This window comes from Achromobacter sp. ISS7 (genome assembly GCF_056523125.1).
In genome coordinates this window covers 2,019,247-2,033,767 of record NZ_JAWRZD010000001.1, presented here as the reverse complement: position 1 = coordinate 2,033,767, position 14,521 = coordinate 2,019,247, and the positions used below count along the sequence as shown (strand labels likewise).

14 protein-coding genes are annotated in these 14,521 nt (G+C 70.2%); all 14 read left to right on the top strand.

Going from position 1 to position 14,521, the window contains the following annotated elements; genetic code table 11:
- Positions 1-11 precede the first annotated feature (11 nt).
- Complete coding sequence (locus AC1HFW_RS09125) at positions 12-899, top strand: alpha/beta fold hydrolase (protein WP_116521965.1); 888 nt, start codon at positions 12-14, stop codon at positions 897-899.
- Positions 900-995: 96 nt separating this feature from the next.
- The gene (locus AC1HFW_RS09120) at positions 996-2,018 is read left to right on the top strand and encodes a Bug family tripartite tricarboxylate transporter substrate binding protein (RefSeq protein ID WP_061071123.1); all 1,023 of its coding nucleotides are present in this window, start codon (positions 996-998) and stop codon (positions 2,016-2,018) included.
- 114 nt (positions 2,019-2,132) lie between these two features.
- The gene (locus AC1HFW_RS09115) at positions 2,133-2,972 is read left to right on the top strand and encodes a transporter substrate-binding domain-containing protein (protein WP_061071124.1); all 840 of its coding nucleotides are present in this window, start codon (positions 2,133-2,135) and stop codon (positions 2,970-2,972) included.
- A gap of 34 nt (positions 2,973-3,006) precedes the next feature.
- Positions 3,007-3,867 (top strand): transporter substrate-binding domain-containing protein, encoded by an 861-nt coding sequence (locus AC1HFW_RS09110; protein ID WP_061071125.1) that lies wholly within the window; start codon positions 3,007-3,009, stop codon positions 3,865-3,867.
- On the top strand, positions 3,864-5,285 hold the full coding sequence (locus AC1HFW_RS09105; RefSeq protein WP_479282859.1) for an FAD-binding oxidoreductase: 1,422 nt from the start codon (positions 3,864-3,866) through the stop codon (positions 5,283-5,285). The genes AC1HFW_RS09110 and AC1HFW_RS09105 overlap by 4 nt, the downstream gene beginning before the upstream one ends.
- Complete coding sequence (locus AC1HFW_RS09100; protein ID WP_479282857.1) at positions 5,282-6,526, top strand: aminotransferase class I/II-fold pyridoxal phosphate-dependent enzyme; 1,245 nt, start codon at positions 5,282-5,284, stop codon at positions 6,524-6,526. Before AC1HFW_RS09105 ends, AC1HFW_RS09100 begins: the two co-directional genes overlap by 4 nt.
- On the top strand, positions 6,523-7,260 hold the full coding sequence (locus AC1HFW_RS09095) for an amino acid ABC transporter permease (protein ID WP_479282855.1): 738 nt from the start codon (positions 6,523-6,525) through the stop codon (positions 7,258-7,260). Before AC1HFW_RS09100 ends, AC1HFW_RS09095 begins: the two co-directional genes overlap by 4 nt.
- On the top strand, positions 7,250-8,068 hold the full coding sequence (locus AC1HFW_RS09090; protein ID WP_479282853.1) for an amino acid ABC transporter permease: 819 nt from the start codon (positions 7,250-7,252) through the stop codon (positions 8,066-8,068). Before AC1HFW_RS09095 ends, AC1HFW_RS09090 begins: the two co-directional genes overlap by 11 nt.
- A complete protein-coding gene (locus AC1HFW_RS09085) occupies positions 8,055-8,906 on the top strand; it encodes an amino acid ABC transporter ATP-binding protein (protein ID WP_479282851.1) in 852 nt (283 codons plus the stop codon). The genes AC1HFW_RS09090 and AC1HFW_RS09085 overlap by 14 nt, the downstream gene beginning before the upstream one ends.
- Before the next feature lie 24 nt (positions 8,907-8,930).
- On the top strand, positions 8,931-9,557 hold the full coding sequence (locus AC1HFW_RS09080) for a cysteine dioxygenase family protein (protein ID WP_116521973.1): 627 nt from the start codon (positions 8,931-8,933) through the stop codon (positions 9,555-9,557).
- Positions 9,554-10,759 (top strand): cystathionine beta-lyase, encoded by a 1,206-nt coding sequence (gene metC, locus AC1HFW_RS09075; RefSeq protein ID WP_006395176.1) that lies wholly within the window; start codon positions 9,554-9,556, stop codon positions 10,757-10,759. Before AC1HFW_RS09080 ends, metC begins: the two co-directional genes overlap by 4 nt.
- A gap of 122 nt (positions 10,760-10,881) precedes the next feature.
- Complete coding sequence (locus AC1HFW_RS09070) at positions 10,882-11,229, top strand: VOC family protein (protein WP_035361574.1); 348 nt, start codon at positions 10,882-10,884, stop codon at positions 11,227-11,229.
- A gap of 40 nt (positions 11,230-11,269) precedes the next feature.
- Complete coding sequence (locus tag AC1HFW_RS09065; protein WP_479282847.1) at positions 11,270-12,199, top strand: CysB family HTH-type transcriptional regulator; 930 nt, start codon at positions 11,270-11,272, stop codon at positions 12,197-12,199.
- 111 nt (positions 12,200-12,310) lie between these two features.
- Positions 12,311-14,518, top strand: a complete 2,208-nt coding sequence (locus AC1HFW_RS09060) for a rhodanese-like domain-containing protein (RefSeq protein WP_479282845.1) — start codon at positions 12,311-12,313, stop codon at positions 14,516-14,518.
- The last annotated feature ends 3 nt before the right edge of the window (positions 14,519-14,521 follow it).

The following is a 14,521-nucleotide window of genomic DNA, read 5'->3' as shown; positions in this document are numbered from 1 at the left end:
GGAGGCGGCCCATGGATACTTTCAAGGATGCCGACGCCTTTGCGCTTGACGGCGTGCCGTTTCGCCACCGGCAGGTGCGGGTCGATGGCCTGGGCTATCACGTGGTGGAGGGCGGCGCCGGGCCCGCGCTGATCCTGCTGGCGGGGTTCCCGCAGAGCTGGTACGCGTGGCGCCGGGTCATGCCCCTGCTGGCGCCACATTTCCGGCTGTATGCGGTGGACCTGCCCGGGCAGGGCGATTCGGACAAGCCGCTGGACGGCTACGACACGCGGACGGCGGGCGAGCGCCTGCGGGCGCTGTTCCATACGCTGGGGTTGACGCGTTATGCGCTGGCCGGCCACGACATCGGCGCCTGGATCGCCTATCCCTACGCGGCGCGCCACGCCGACGAGGTCGAGCGCCTGGTGCTGCTGGACGCGAACATCCCTGGCGTCACGCTGCCGGCCAGCTTCGAGCTGGGCCCGGACAACTGGAAGCGCTGGCATTTCCTGTTCAACACTGTGCCGGACCTGCCCGAAGCGTTGTTGCAGGGGCGCGAGCGGGTGTTGATCGAGTGGTTCTTCAACCGCAAGACCGCCAACCGGCCAGGCGTTTTCAGCCGCGCTGACATCGACGAGTATGAACGCGTCTACCAGACGCTGGGCGGCCTGCGCGGCATGTTGGGCTATTACCGCGCCGCGCATCAGTCGGGCCTGCAGAACGCGGCGCTGCGCGACACACCCTTGACGCAGCCGGTGCTGGCGCTGGGCGGCGAACTCGGCAGCGCGCCCGACCTGTACCAGGCGCTGGCGCCGCTGGCGCGCGACCTGCGCGGCGGCGTGCTGGCCGATTGCGGCCATTACCTGCCCGAGGAGCAGCCGCGCGAGCTGGCGCGGCGCATGCTGGCGTTCCTGGCGTAAGCCGCCGCGGCATTTCCACATTGCGTATCGGTATTTGTCGGGCGCGCGGCGCGCTCCTATCCTGGCCTGCACGATTTTTCCTGCAGGGAGCAAGTGATGGGCAGTCGACGCAGATCCGTACTCAAGGCCGCGCTCGGCCTGGCGGCGGGCGTGGTGGTGGGCGCGGGGTTGTTGGGCAATCTGACTGGGGCCGCGCCGGCGCCGTCGCAGGACGTGGACCGCTATCCGAGCCGACCGGTCAAGCTGGTGGTGCCGATCGCGGCCGGCGGCAGCGCCGACAAGCTGGCCCGCACCGTGGCGCAGAAGCTGAGCGAGAAGTGGGGGCAGAGCGTCGTGGTCGAGAACCAGCCCGGCGCCAGCAGCGCCATCGGCAACGCCGCGGTGGCCCACGCGCGCGGCGACGGCTATACGCTGCTGCTGGGCGGGGACGCGTTGTCGCTGAACGCGTTGCAGCCGGGCAAGCAGCACTACGATCCGCTGCGCGACCTGCAGGGCGTGACCAAGGCGGTGGTCAATCCGCAATTGCTGGTGGTGCGGCCCGGCCTGGGCGTGCGCACCTTCGAGGAATTCGTGGCGCTGGTGCGCAGCCGGCCTGGCGAGATCTCGCTGGCGCTGCCCGGCGGCAACGGCAGCCTGCAGCACCTGGCGGTGGAGCTGCTCAATGAACGCATTGGCGCCCGCACCAACCAGATCCCGTATCCGGGCGGCGGGCCGGCCACGCTCGACGTGCTGGGCGGGCACGTGGACGCGATGCTGATCACCCTGGCCGCCGCCACCGAGAACGTGCGCAGCGGCAAGCTGGTGGCGCTGGCCGTGACCACGCCATACCGTTCCAAGGCCTTGCCCGAGGTGCCGACCATGCAGGAGGCCGGCCTGGCCGACTACGCGGTCGAAAGCTGGCAGGGCTTCGTGGTGCCGGCATCGACCCCGCGGCCGCTGGTCGAGCGCATCCATCGCGACGTGGTGGCGGTGCTGCGCGAGCCGGAGACGGCCGCGCTGCTGGAAGGCCTGGGCTTCGCCATCGCGGCGAGTTCGCCCGAGGCCGTGGACCAGACCGTGCGTGACGACATCGCCACCTATAAGCGCGTGATCGCCACGGCCGACGTCAAGCTCGACTGAGACCCGGGCGCGCCGCGTAACAGCGGTTTCATATTCATATCTGAAAGTCTTCTTTGTGTTGTCAGCCGCCGGACCGCAGCATAGAACTCCGTTCAATGCATACGGCACAACAACATGAAAACTCGCAATACCCCGGGCTGGTTCCTGAAGACGGCCGTCGCGCTGGCCCTGGCGGCCGGCGCCGCCGGCGCCCACGCCGACGCCACGTTGGACAAGATCAAGGAACGCGGCACCGTCACCATCGGCGTGCTGGCCAATGGCGGCGTGTTCGGCTCGATCGACCCGTCCACCCAGCAGCTGGTGGGCTGGAATCCCGACCTGGCGCGCGAACTGGCCAAGGGCCTGGGCGTGAAGGCCGAACTGGTGCAGGTGCAGACCGCCACCCGCACGCAATTCCTGATCTCGGGCAAGGTCGACCTGCTGATCGCGTCGATGGAACTCAATCCCGAGCGCGCCGAGATCCTGGGCTACGCGCCGACGCCGTTCTTCCGCGTCGGCGGCGCCGCCGCCACCCGCAAGGACAGCGGCATCGCCAAATGGGAAGACCTGCGCGGCAAGCCGGTCTGCGTGTCGCAGGGCAGCAGCTTCGCGCGCCCGCTGCAGGCTGACTACGGCGCGGTGGTCAAGGGCTACAAGAGCTCTTCGGACTCGCTGCTGGCGCTGCGCGGCGGCCAGTGCGTGGCCGCGGTGCACGATTCGACGCTGATCCATCCGTTGCTGCGCAGCAATCCCGAATGGGCCGACTACCACGCGCCCATCGCCACGGAAGTGTTGCCCGCCAATTCGGTGGTCTGGACCCGCAAGGGCGAGGCCGACACCATCGCCGCCGTCGACAAGGTGATCCAGGGCTGGCACCGCAGCGGCTGGCTGATCGCCACCGAGAAGCGCCTGGACATCCAGCCGCCGCAGCCGCTGCTGCAGGAGCTGCACGACAAATACAAGCAGGGCAGCTGAGCCTCGCGCCGCCCGCCCGTGTTGGACAAGACCGATGAATAGACAAGCAATCAAGTGGGCCGCCGCGTTGGCGCTGGCGGCCCTGGCGACGGCGGCGCACGCCGACGCCACCCTGGACCGCGTCAAGCAGCGCGGCAAGCTGGTGGTGGGCGTGGACGGCGCCAGCCCGCCGTTCGGCATTCTCGATCCGGCCACCGGCAAGGTGGGCGGCTTCCAGACCGAGCTGGGCCGCGATATCGCCCAGCGGCTGGGCGTGACGCTGGAAACGGTGCCGGTGACGGCCTCGACCCGGGTGCAGTTCCTGCAGGCCGGCAAGGTCGACTTGCTGATCGCCAACATCCAGTGGACCCAGGAGCGCAGCGAGATCCTGAGTTATGCGCCGACCCCCTACAACCTGGTGGGCGGCGCGGCCATGGTGTCCAAGCGCAGCGGCATCAAGCGCTGGGAAGACCTGAAGGGCAAGGTGGCCTGCGTGTCGCAAGGCAGCAATTTCGCCAAGCCGCTGCAGGACACCTACGGCGCGGTGGTCAAGGGGCTGCGCAACATCCCGGAATCGCTGCTGGCGCTCAAGGGCGGCAGCTGCGACGCCTCGGTGCACATCCAGCCGGCGCTGTACGAGACGCTGCACGGCCCCAACGGCAAGGAATGGGACGGCTTCGAACTGGCGACCCCGGACCAGCTGATTCCGTCGCCCACGGTGATCTGGACCCGCCGCAACGAAACCGATACCCGCGCCTTCGTCGATGGCGTGATCCGCGACTGGCACAAGTCCGGCTTGCTGGTGCAGCAGGCCGACAAGTTCGGCGTGCCCGCCGATTACCTGCGGCAGGCCAACCGCGACGCGCAGGCTGGCAAGTTCGACAGCGCGCCGCCCGAGGCCCAGGCCAAGCCATGACGACGGCCGCCGACGACACCTTGCTGGCCGCGCTGCGGGCGCGGCTGGGCGCGGACTGGGTCCTGACCGGCGCGGATGCGGCGCCGTTCCTGACCGACCAGCGCCGCGTGCTGCACGGACAGGCGCTGGCGGTGGCGCGCCCGGCCGATGCCGACGGCGTGGCGGCGGTGCTGCGGTTGTGCCGTGCCGCGCGCGTGCCGGTGGTGCCGCAGGGAGGCAATACCGGCCTGATGGGCGGCGCCACGCCGGACAGCGGCGGACTCTCGGTGGTGCTGTCGCTGGGGCGCCTGAACCGGGTGCTGGGCATCGATACCGACAACGACACCATCACGGTGCAGGCCGGCTGTGTGCTGGCCCAGGTGCAGGAGGCGGCCAGCCAGGCCGGCCGCCTGTTTCCGTTGAGCCTGGGATCGGAAGGCAGCTGCACCATCGGCGGCAATCTCGCCACCAACGCCGGCGGCACGCAGGTGCTGCGCTATGGCAATGCGCGCGAGCTGACGCTGGGGCTGGAGGTGGTGACGGCCGAGGGCGAGGTCTGGAACGGCCTGCGCGGATTGCGCAAGGACAACACCGGTTATTCGCTGCGCGACCTGTATATCGGCAGCGAGGGCACCCTTGGCGTGATCACCGCGGCCACGCTCAAGCTGTATCCCAAGCCGGCGGAGCAGGGCAGCGCCCTGGTCGCGCTGCCGTCGATCGAGGCGGCGCTGGCGTTCCTGTCGCTGGCGCGGCGGCGCCTGGGCGCGCAGCTGACCGCGTTCGAGCTGATCGGCCGGCCTGTGCTGGAACTGGTGGCGCGCCACGTGCCGGAACAGCCGCAGCCGCTGCCGGCGCTGGCGCAACCCTGGTATGCCTTGCTGGAGGTCTCCGCCAACGAGGTCGGCGCGGCGGACGCGTTGCAGCGCCTGGCCGAGACGGCGTTGGGCGAGGGCCTGCTGGAGGACGCGGCCATCGCCCACAGCCTGCAGCAGGCCGCCGCGTTCTGGCGGCTGCGCGACGAGGCCATCGGCCTGGCCCAGGCGCGCGACGGCGGCAACGTCAAGCACGACATCTCGGTGCCGGTCTCGCGGATTCCGGCCTTCCTGCAGGGCGCCGCGCAGGCGCTGCATGCGCTCGATCCGGGCCTGCGGCCGATGGCGTTCGGCCATCTGGGCGACGGCAATCTGCACTACAACGTATCGCACGACCCCGCCGGCCCGGTGGCGCGCCTGTTCGCCAACGAAGCCCGCATCCATGACCTGGTGCACGCCCAGGCCCATGCGCAGGGCGGCTCGATCAGCGCCGAGCACGGCATCGGCCAGGTCAAGCGCGATGCCTTGCCCCATTTCAAGAGCCCGCTGGAACTGGCGCTGATGCGCCGCGTCAAGCAGGCGCTCGATCCCCTGAACCTGATGAATCCCGGAAAGGTCCTGTCATGACTGAATCCCTGTTTCCCGGCGTGTTCTCGCGCCGCGCCCGCGGCGTCGAACTGTCGCCCATCGCCGCCGCCGGCGCGCGCGCCGCGCGGCTGGCGGCCGAGGGCCGCTCGATCGTGGTGTTGACCTCGGGCGAGCCCGACTTCGACACGCCCCAGGCCATCAAGGACGCCGCCGCGCTGGCGCTGGCGCAAGGCCAGACCAAGTACACGCCGACCGCCGGCACCGCCGCGCTGCGGCGCGCCGTGGCGGACGGCTACCGCCAGCGCCATGGCCTGCCGACCGAGGCGGCCAACGTCATCATCTCCAACGGCGGCAAGCAGGTGATCTACCTGGCCCTGGCCGCCACGCTGGACGAGGGCGACGAGGTGATCGTGCCGACGCCGTACTGGCCCACCTTCCTCGATTCGGTGCGGGTCAACGGCGGCACGCCGGTGCTGGCGCCGACCGCCGAGGCCGATGGCTTCAAGCTGACGCCGCAGGGCCTGCGCCAGGCGCTGACCGCGCGCACCAAGTGGCTGATCCTGAATTCGCCCGGCAATCCGTCGGGCGCCGTCTACAGCGAAGCCGAACTGGCGGCGCTGGCGGCGGTGCTGCGCGAGCATCCGTCGGTGCTGGTGCTGTGGGACGAGATGTACGAACAGATCTGGTTCGAGCAGGCGCCGGCGCACCTGTTGCGCGCCGCGCCGGACCTGGCCGGACGCACGCTGGCGGTCAATGGCGTGTCCAAGGCCTACGCCATGACCGGCTGGCGCATCGGCTGGGGCGTGGGCCCGGCGGCGCTGATCGGGGTGCTGGAGGCGGTGCAGTCGCAGGTGTCGTCGGGCCCCAGTTCGCTGGGCCAGGCCGCCGCGCTGGTGGCGTTGCAGGGCGTGGCCGACGATTTTGTCGAGAATGCGCGGCTGGCCTACGCGCGCCGGGCGCGGCTGATCGTGGACGGCCTGGGCGCGGTGCCCGGCTTGAGCGTGGCGGCGCCGCGCGGCTCGTTCTTCGCGTGGATCGGCGTGGCCGGCCTGATCGGCCAGGTCCAGCCCGATGGCGGCGTCATCGCAGACGATGGCGACGTGGTCGACTGGCTGCTGGAGGCCGAAGGCGTGGCGGTGGTGCGGGGCGCGGCCTACGGGCTGTCGCCGTACCTGCGGCTGTCGTTCGCCGCGTCGGATGCCAAGCTGGCCGAAGCCGTGACGCGCATCGGCCGCGCCGTGGCGGCCCTGCGGCCGGCGGCATTGGAGGCGGCCGCATGATCGAACAGGCATTGCAGGCCTGGGTGCATTTCTTCAAGCCCCTGGGCCTGAACTACAGCTTCGTGCTGGACCGGGGCGAATTGTCGGCCTTCGGCCATGGCCTGCTGGTGACGCTGCAATTGTGCGCCTGGACCATTCCCGTCAGCCTGCTGTTCGGCGTGCTGATCGCGGCCGGGCTCACCAGCGGCCGCGGCTGGCTGGCGCGGCCGCTGCAGGCGTTCGTCGAACTGACCCGCAACACGCCGACGCTGGTGCAGCTGTATTGCGCCTTCCTGGTGCTGAACATGCTGATCACGCAGAAGTTGGGCGGCGGCAGTCCGATCACGCCGTTCATGTGGGTGGTGATCGTGGTGGCGCTGCACAAGGGCGTGTTCCATGCCGAGGCGCTGCGCGCCGGCATCGAAGCGGTGCCGTCGGTGACGCTGGAGGCGGCCCGCTCGCTGGCCTTTTCGCGCCGCCAGATCCTGGCGCAGGTGCAGTTGCCGCTGGCGCTGCGCTTCGCGCTGCCGGCGCTGGTCAACAACCTGGTGGACCTGGTGAAGATGACCGCGATCGCCTCGGCCATCGCGGTGGGGGATGTGACCTACGAGTCCATCATGATCTGGTCGCACCGCGACAATGTGCTGGAGCTGTTGCTGCTGATCCTGCTGTATTTCGGCCTGCTGACCTGGCTGGTGAGCGTGGGCGGACGCTGGCTGGAAGCGCGCTTGAGGATGCCCGGCTATGGCCAATGAACTGGTATTGAATGGCGCTAACGCGCGCCGCGCGGGCGGCGGCTGGCTGGCGCTGCTGCGCGATCCGTGGGTGGTGCTGCTGCTGGCGCTGGTCGCGCTGGGCGTCGCCTGGGCGTTGACCGACAGCGCGCCGGCCGCGGTGCGGCACCTGTGGCATTGGTCGCCGGCGCTGCTGCGCGGCCTGGGCATGAACGTGCAGATCAGCGTGCTGGCCATGGCGCTGGGCACGGCCGCGGGGTTGGTGGTGGGCGCGCTGTCGCTGTCGCCGTCGGCGCTGCTGCGGCGGTTGACGCGAGTCTACGTGCTGGCGTTCCGCAACGCGCCGATCCTGGTGCTGGTGTATTTCACGACGTATGTGTTCCCGTTCGAACTGAACCTGGGCGGCTGGAACCTGCCGTTCCCGGACTGGATCAAGGTAGTGATCGGGCTGGGCCTGCCGGCCAGCGCCAATGTCGCCGAGATCTTCCGCGGCGCGGTCCAGTCGATCCCCGAGGCGCAATGGGAAGCGGCGCAGTCGCTGGCGTTCCGGCGTTCGCAGATCTTCCGCATGATCGTGCTGCCGCAGTGCGTGCGGCGCATGTTGCCGTCGTGGATGAACCTGTACGCCAGCATCACCATGAGCACCTCGCTGGCCTCGCTGGTCGGGGTGCACGACCTGGTCGACACGGCCACGGTGGCCAGCAACACGGTGGCGCGCAGCGACTTCACCATCCTGGTCTATTTCACGCTATTGGCGCTGTTCTTCGCCTATTGCTATCCCATCGCGCGCTGGACGCGCCATCTGGAACGACGCTATGCGCATCACTGACCGCGGCGGCCACGCCGCCACCGACACCCCGCTGGTGCGCCTGCGGGACGTGCACCTGGCATTCGGCCAGACCGAAGTTCTGAAAGGCATCGACGTCGAGGTCCGGCCCGGCAACGCCGTGTCCATCATCGGCCCCTCGGGCTCGGGCAAGTCCACCATCCTGCGCTGCATCACCGGCCTGTTGCGGCCGCAGCGCGGCGAGATCGAGGTCGGCGGCGTGCGCGTCGACGGCCTCAAGACCGAGTCTGAACTGATCGCCTTGCGCAAGCGGGTGGGCTTCGTGTTCCAGCAATACAACCTGTTCCCGCACCTGAGCGTGCTGGAGAACCTGGTGATCTCGCCCATCAAGGTCAACGGCCAGCCGCGGGCCCAGGCCCAGGCGCTGGCGCGCGAGCTGCTGGCCAAGGTGCGCATGGACCACAAGGAAAACGCCTATCCGGGCGAGCTGTCGGGCGGCCAGCAGCAGCGCGTGGCCATCGCCCGCGCGCTGGCCCTGCGGCCCGAACTGATCCTGTTCGACGAAGTGACCTCGGCCCTGGATCCGGAAATGGTGGGCGAGGTGCTGACCGTGATCCGCGACCTGGTGCAGGACGGCCTGACCTGCGTGCTAGTGACGCACGAGATGCGTTTTGCCCAGGAGGTGAGCGACACGGTGTACTTCACCGAGGTCGGCCGCATCGTCGAGCATGGCCCGCCGGCCCGCATCTTCGGCCATCCCGATAGCGAGCGCACCCGCGCCTTCCTGCAGCGCGCCTCGGCCGAGCCGCCGGTGCGGCGCGCGCAAGCCGATCCGATCGACGCCTACCTGACTTTTGACCCGCTGCGCCTCGCAGTGTGACGCCTTTCCGACCCCGGAGCCGACATGACCACCGAATCTTCCGTTTCCCTCGAACGCCGCCAGCGGGTGCAGGACGCCCTGGCCGACATCCGCGGCCTGCTGGCCGCCGCGCCGCTGACCCGCGACCTGTTGGCGCAGGTCACCCTCCGCCTGGAACAGCTGGCGCAGCAGCGCGCGCTGTTTCCCGCGGCCGAATTCGCGCCGCCGGCGCCGGGGCAGGGCGTGGGCGCCTCGACCCGTTATCGCCTGAATCCGGATGACCCGGCCGGCGAGCCGGCGCTCTACCTGAATTCGATCAACCCGGGCAAGACTACCTTGCCGCATAACCACACCACCTGGGCGGTGATCGTGGCGCTGTCGGGCCAGGAGCTGAACCGCGTCTACCGTCGCAGCGACGACGGCTCGCAGGCGGGCCGCGCCACGCTGGAGCAGGTGCGCGAAGTGGTGGTGCAGCCGGGGCAGTCGGTGTCGTTCCTGCCGGACGACATCCACAGCATCCACGTCACCGGCGACGAGCCGACCCTGCATTTCCACCTGTACGGCCAAGCGCTGGAGACGCTGTCGGGCCGCATCGGCATCGACCTGGCCACCGGCGAGATCGTCAACTACAACGCCACCCAGATGAAGCCTGGCCAGGAGCAGCGCGCATGAGCCTCGATCACGCCCACGTGCAGACCCGGCTGGTACATGCCGGCAGCCCCGACCTGAAGCAGGGCGCCGGCCCGGTCAACGTGCCGGTGGTGCGCACCAGCACCGTGCGCTTTGCCGACACCGCCACCCAGGCGGCGCTGAACAGCCAGCGCGCCGCCGGCGAGCGCGTCGCCACCTATGGCCGCCACGGCCTGGACACGCACCAGGCGCTGGAAGCGGCGGTGGCCTCGCTGGAAGGCGGCCATCGCAGCATCCTGGCGCCGTCCGGCCTGTCGGCCATCGTGCTGGTGCTGCTGGCCACGCTGGCGCCGGGCGAGCATGCGCTGGTGTCGGACAGCGTCTATTCGCCGGTGCGCCGCGTCGACAAAGCGCTGCTGCAGCGCTACGGCATCGAGGTCGAATACTTCTCGCCCGGCCGCGACAACCTGGCCGAGCGCTTCCGTGCCAACACCCGCCTGCTGTACCTGGAGTCGCCCAGCTCGCTGCTGTTCGAGGTGCTGGACCTGCCGGCGCTGGCGTCCGAGGCGCGCAGCCGCGGCGTGGTGGTGGCCACCGACAACACCTGGAGCGGCGGCCTCTACTACCAGCCGCTGGCGCTGGGCGCCAACATCTCGATCCAGGCCGCCACCAAGTACCTGGCCGGCCATTCGGACGTGATGATGGGCGTGGTCACGGTCGACAGCCCCGAACTGGCGCGGCGGGTCGGCGCCACCTACGACGCGCTCGGCCTGGCGGTGGGCGCGGACGATGCCTACCTGACCCTGCGCGGCCTGCGCACGCTGGACGTGCGCCTGGCGCGCCATCACCAGAACGCGTTGAGCGTGGCGGAATACCTGTCGCGCCACGCGGACGTCGAGCGGGTCTACTACCCGGCCTTGCCGCAGGACCCCGGCCATGCGCTGTGGCGGCGCGATTTCAGCGGCGCCAGCGGCCTGGTGTCGTTCGCGTTGCGGGCCGGCCAGCCGGGCGCGGCGGCGCGCTTCATCGACGCGCTGCGCTACTTCTCGATCGGCGCGTCCTGGGGCGGCTACGAGAGCCTGGCGCTGGAGGCGGCGCCTGAGCGGCTGGCCGAGCACAGCGTGTGGCAGGGCGGCCATGAAGTGGTGCGCCTGCACATCGGCCTGGAGCATCCGCTGGACCTGGTGGAGGACCTGGACCGGGCCTTCGGCGTAGTCCGCGACGGCCTGCGTCGCAGCGCTTGACGCATATGCAAATGACTGCGTTTCCTTAGGGATTCTGATTATGTAGAAGCAATTACAACCTCTTTGTCCGGTTGTACCCCCGGGGTCTAGAATTTGCCTTGTTCCAAGGTTGGCGGCAGGGCATGTCTTCTATTTCTTCGATCGGATCGGTACAGCTTTCCTTCGCGGCGCGGCAGCTGGACGCCGTGCGCGAGTTCTACCGCGGCACCCTGGGGCTGGATGAAATGCCGGTCCCGGACGGGCGCCTGCTGTTCGCGCTGGGCGATGCGACCCTGTCGCTGTCGCCGGTGGCCGAAGTCAGCCGCGAGGTCAGGGCCGACTACCTGGCCATCCGCACCGGCGCCTACGACGACATCCTGCTGCGGCTGCGCGACGCCGGCTATCACCCGGTCTGTTCGCTGCCCGACGCCTCGCCGCGCGTCATGTACGTCAAAGATCCCAGCGGCAACCAGCTGGCATTTCTCGGCTAGGCCTCGTGCTCGGCTCCCTCACACAGGCCTCGGCGATTCCATGAACTTCCAGCAACTGCGTTCCGTGCGCGAAACCGTGCGCCGCGACATCAACCTGACCGATGTGTCGGAAAGCCTGCACACCTCGCAGCCCGGCGTCAGCCGCCAGATCCGCGAACTCGAGGAAGAGGTCGGCGTCGATATCTTCGTGCGCTCGGGCAAGCGCCTGATCGGCCTGACGCCGCCAGGCGAACAGATCCTGCCGCTGGTCGAGCAGATCCTGCAATGCGCCGACAACATCCGCCACGCCGGCGCCGAATACGCCGACAGCCGCAAGGGCGTGCTGTCGATCGCCGCGACCCATTCGCAGGCGCGCTATGCCTTGCCGCCGGTCATCAAGGAATTCCGCCAGCGCTACCCCGAGGTGGTGCTGCACCTGCACCAGGGGTCGCCGCGGCAGGTCTCGGAAATGCTGCTCGAGGGTGAGGCCGACATCGGCGTCGCGACCGAGGCGGTGGCCGACTATCCCGGCCTGCTGAACCTGCCGTGCTACCGCTGGAGCCACAGCATCATCGTGCCCAAGGGGCATCCGCTCGCCGCGGTGGAAGGCGGCATCAGCCTGTCGCAGCTGTCGCGCTATCCCATCATCACGTACGGACGCGGCTACACCGGCCGGGCCCACATCGACGAGGCCTTCGCGCGCGCCGGCATCACGCCCGACATCGTCATGACCGCGATGGACGCGGACGTCATCAAGACCTACGTCGAGCTGGAACTGGGCGTGGGCATCGTGGCGGCCGTGGCCTGGGACGCCGAGCGCGACACGCGCCTGTGCGCCATCGACGCGCGCCACCTGTTCGAGATCAACCTGACGCGGCTGGCCATCCGCCGCGGCGCCTGGCTGCGCGGCTACGCCTTCCATTTCATCGAGATGTTCGTGCCGACGTTGACCCGGGCGGTGGTGGACCAGGCGCTCAAGGGCGAGGCCTGAGCGCGGCGGGCGCGCAGCCGCCGCATATCCATAGACGCATTTCTACGTTGTCCGCGCCCGGCCGCGGACGTAGGCTGATCCGGTTATTCAACCCCAGGAATTCCGGATCCCATGAGCACCCATCCCGACGCGGCCGCCGCCGCTTTCCGCCACGATACCGAACGCGCCCGGGCCGTGCGCGACTTCATCGCGCAGGTCAAGGCCCTGGTGCCGGACCCCGCGCGCGCCACGCCCGATCAACTGGCGCCGGTCGCCCGCCTGCTCGAAGCGCTCGGCCGCCGCGCGGAACTGTTTCCCGCGCAGGCCTTCGAGGTGGTGCCGGGCCGGCCCACCGCGATCTACCGCCTGGCCGAGGACGCCGACGGCGGCTATGCGCTGTACCTGTCGCTGGGCGAGTCCGGCAAGGCCCAGCCGCCGCACGACCACACCACCTGGGCCATCATCGCCGGCGTGTCCGGCAAGGAGCGCAACGAAGTCTATGCGCGCAGCGCCGGCGCCGAGCCGGGCCGCGACGTGCTGACCCATGTGCGGCGCGTCGACGTGGCGGCGGGCGACTCGATCGTGCTGGGGCCGACCGACGTGCACACCATCGAACTGGTGGACGGCACGCCCGGCGCGCACCTGCATTTCTACGGCCTGGCGCTCGACCGCCTGCATGGCCGGGTGGTGTTCGAGAGCACCGCCGGCGGTTCCTATCGCACGTTCTCGCCGCCCGCCGCGATCTACCACGCGCGCCTGTCGCCCGCCGGCTTGCAGGAGGCGCTGCGCGGCGAGGCCGAGATCGCCGTGCTCGACGTGCGCGAGGCCGGCCGCTACGCCCGTCGCCACCTGCTGTACGCGGTGCCGGCGCCGCTGTGGCGCCTGGAGGTGCTGGCCGATCGCCTGGTGCCGCGCCGCGACACGCGCATCGTGCTGGTGGATGACGACGAGACGCTGGCCCACCAGGCCGCCGCCAAGCTGACGCGCCTGGGCTGGACCGACATCTCGGTGCTGGCCGGCGGCACCGACGGCTGGGAGCGCGAGGGGCGCGAATTGTTCTCCGGCACCAACGTGCCCAGCAAGGCCTTCGGCGAAGTCATCGAGCACGAGAAGCACACGCCCTGGATCGACGTCGACGACCTGCACGCGCGCGTGGCGCGCGGCGACGACATCGTGGTGGTCGACAGCCGCACGCCAGAGGAATTCCACAACTTCACGCTGCCGTTCTCGCACAGCCTGCCGGGCGCCGAGCTGGTGTACCGCATCCGCGAGCTGGCGCCGGATCCCAAGACCTTCGTGGTGGTCAACTGTGCCGGCCGCACGCGTAGCATCGTTGGGGCCCAGACGCTGATCGACGCCGGTATTCCGAACCGCGTGGCGTCGCTGCGCAACGGCACCATGGAATGGCTGCTGTCCGGGCGCGAACTGGCCTATGGCCGCCAGGCGGCCCTGCCTGAGCCGTCCGCCGACAGCGCCGCCGCGGCGCGCGAGCAGGCGCGCGGCGTGGCCGCGCGTGCCGGCATCGGCCATATCGACACCGCCACCTTGCGCGCCTTCGAGGCCGAGCAGGGCACGCGCACGCTGTACAAGTTCGACGTGCGCACCCGCGAGGAATACGAAACCGGCCACCTGCCGGGCTGGCGCTGGGCCCCCGGCGGCCAGCTGGTGCAGGCGACCGACGAGTACCTGGCGACGCGCCGCGCGCGGGTGGTGCTGGTCGATTGGGACGGCGTGCGCGCGCAGACCACCGGCGCCTGGCTGGCGCAGCTGGGCGCGGTCGAGGTCTACCTGTACCAGCCGCCCGCGCTGGCGGCGCTGGAGCGCGGCGCCGAGCCGCGCCGCGTGTTGCGCCACCGGCCCGACGCGCCGGCGCTGCGGGCCCAGGCCCTGCAGGCGGCCATCGACGCGGGCAGTGCCGAGGTGTTCGACATCGAATCGCGGCTGGCCTACGAACGCGGCCACGTGCCTGGCGCGCGCTACGCCGCGCCGGATCGCCTGCAGGAGTTCCTGCCGGATGATGCGCAGCGGACGATCGTGCTGACCTCGCCCGACGGCGTGCTGGCGGCGGTCGCGGCGGCCGAGCTGGCGTGGCGCACCGGTCGTCCGGTGCACTACCTGCTGGGCGGCACGCGCGCCTGGCAGGCCCAGGGCCTGCCGTTGGACAGGGGCGCCGACGGCGTGCTGACGGGCGATGACGACCAGAGCATCAGTCCGTATCTGTTCGACGACTTGTCGGCGCGCGACCAGGGGTTCCGCGATTATCTCGACTGGGAGCTGGGCCTGGTGGCGCAGCTGGAGCGCGATGGCAGCGCGGATATCCGGTTGATCGCGGCGGCATAGACA

What these genes read in the sequence shown, in the direction of transcription:
- AC1HFW_RS09125 (WP_116521965.1), top strand. Translation starts at nt 12, where the DNA reads ATGGATACTTTCAAGGATGCCGACGCCTTTGCGCTTGACGGCGTGCCG.
- AC1HFW_RS09120 (WP_061071123.1), top strand. Translation starts at nt 996, where the DNA reads ATGGGCAGTCGACGCAGATCCGTACTCAAGGCCGCGCTCGGCCTGGCG.
- AC1HFW_RS09115 (WP_061071124.1), top strand. Translation starts at nt 2,133, where the DNA reads ATGAAAACTCGCAATACCCCGGGCTGGTTCCTGAAGACGGCCGTCGCG.
- AC1HFW_RS09110 (WP_061071125.1), top strand. Translation starts at nt 3,007, where the DNA reads ATGAATAGACAAGCAATCAAGTGGGCCGCCGCGTTGGCGCTGGCGGCC.
- AC1HFW_RS09105 (WP_479282859.1), top strand. Translation starts at nt 3,864, where the DNA reads ATGACGACGGCCGCCGACGACACCTTGCTGGCCGCGCTGCGGGCGCGG.
- AC1HFW_RS09100 (WP_479282857.1), top strand. Translation starts at nt 5,282, where the DNA reads ATGACTGAATCCCTGTTTCCCGGCGTGTTCTCGCGCCGCGCCCGCGGC.
- AC1HFW_RS09095 (WP_479282855.1), top strand. Translation starts at nt 6,523, where the DNA reads ATGATCGAACAGGCATTGCAGGCCTGGGTGCATTTCTTCAAGCCCCTG.
- AC1HFW_RS09090 (WP_479282853.1), top strand. Translation starts at nt 7,250, where the DNA reads ATGGCCAATGAACTGGTATTGAATGGCGCTAACGCGCGCCGCGCGGGC.
- AC1HFW_RS09085 (WP_479282851.1), top strand. Translation starts at nt 8,055, where the DNA reads ATGCGCATCACTGACCGCGGCGGCCACGCCGCCACCGACACCCCGCTG.
- AC1HFW_RS09080 (WP_116521973.1), top strand. Translation starts at nt 8,931, where the DNA reads ATGACCACCGAATCTTCCGTTTCCCTCGAACGCCGCCAGCGGGTGCAG.
- metC (WP_006395176.1), top strand. Translation starts at nt 9,554, where the DNA reads ATGAGCCTCGATCACGCCCACGTGCAGACCCGGCTGGTACATGCCGGC.
- AC1HFW_RS09070 (WP_035361574.1), top strand. Translation starts at nt 10,882, where the DNA reads ATGTCTTCTATTTCTTCGATCGGATCGGTACAGCTTTCCTTCGCGGCG.
- AC1HFW_RS09065 (WP_479282847.1), top strand. Translation starts at nt 11,270, where the DNA reads ATGAACTTCCAGCAACTGCGTTCCGTGCGCGAAACCGTGCGCCGCGAC.
- AC1HFW_RS09060 (WP_479282845.1), top strand. Translation starts at nt 12,311, where the DNA reads ATGAGCACCCATCCCGACGCGGCCGCCGCCGCTTTCCGCCACGATACC.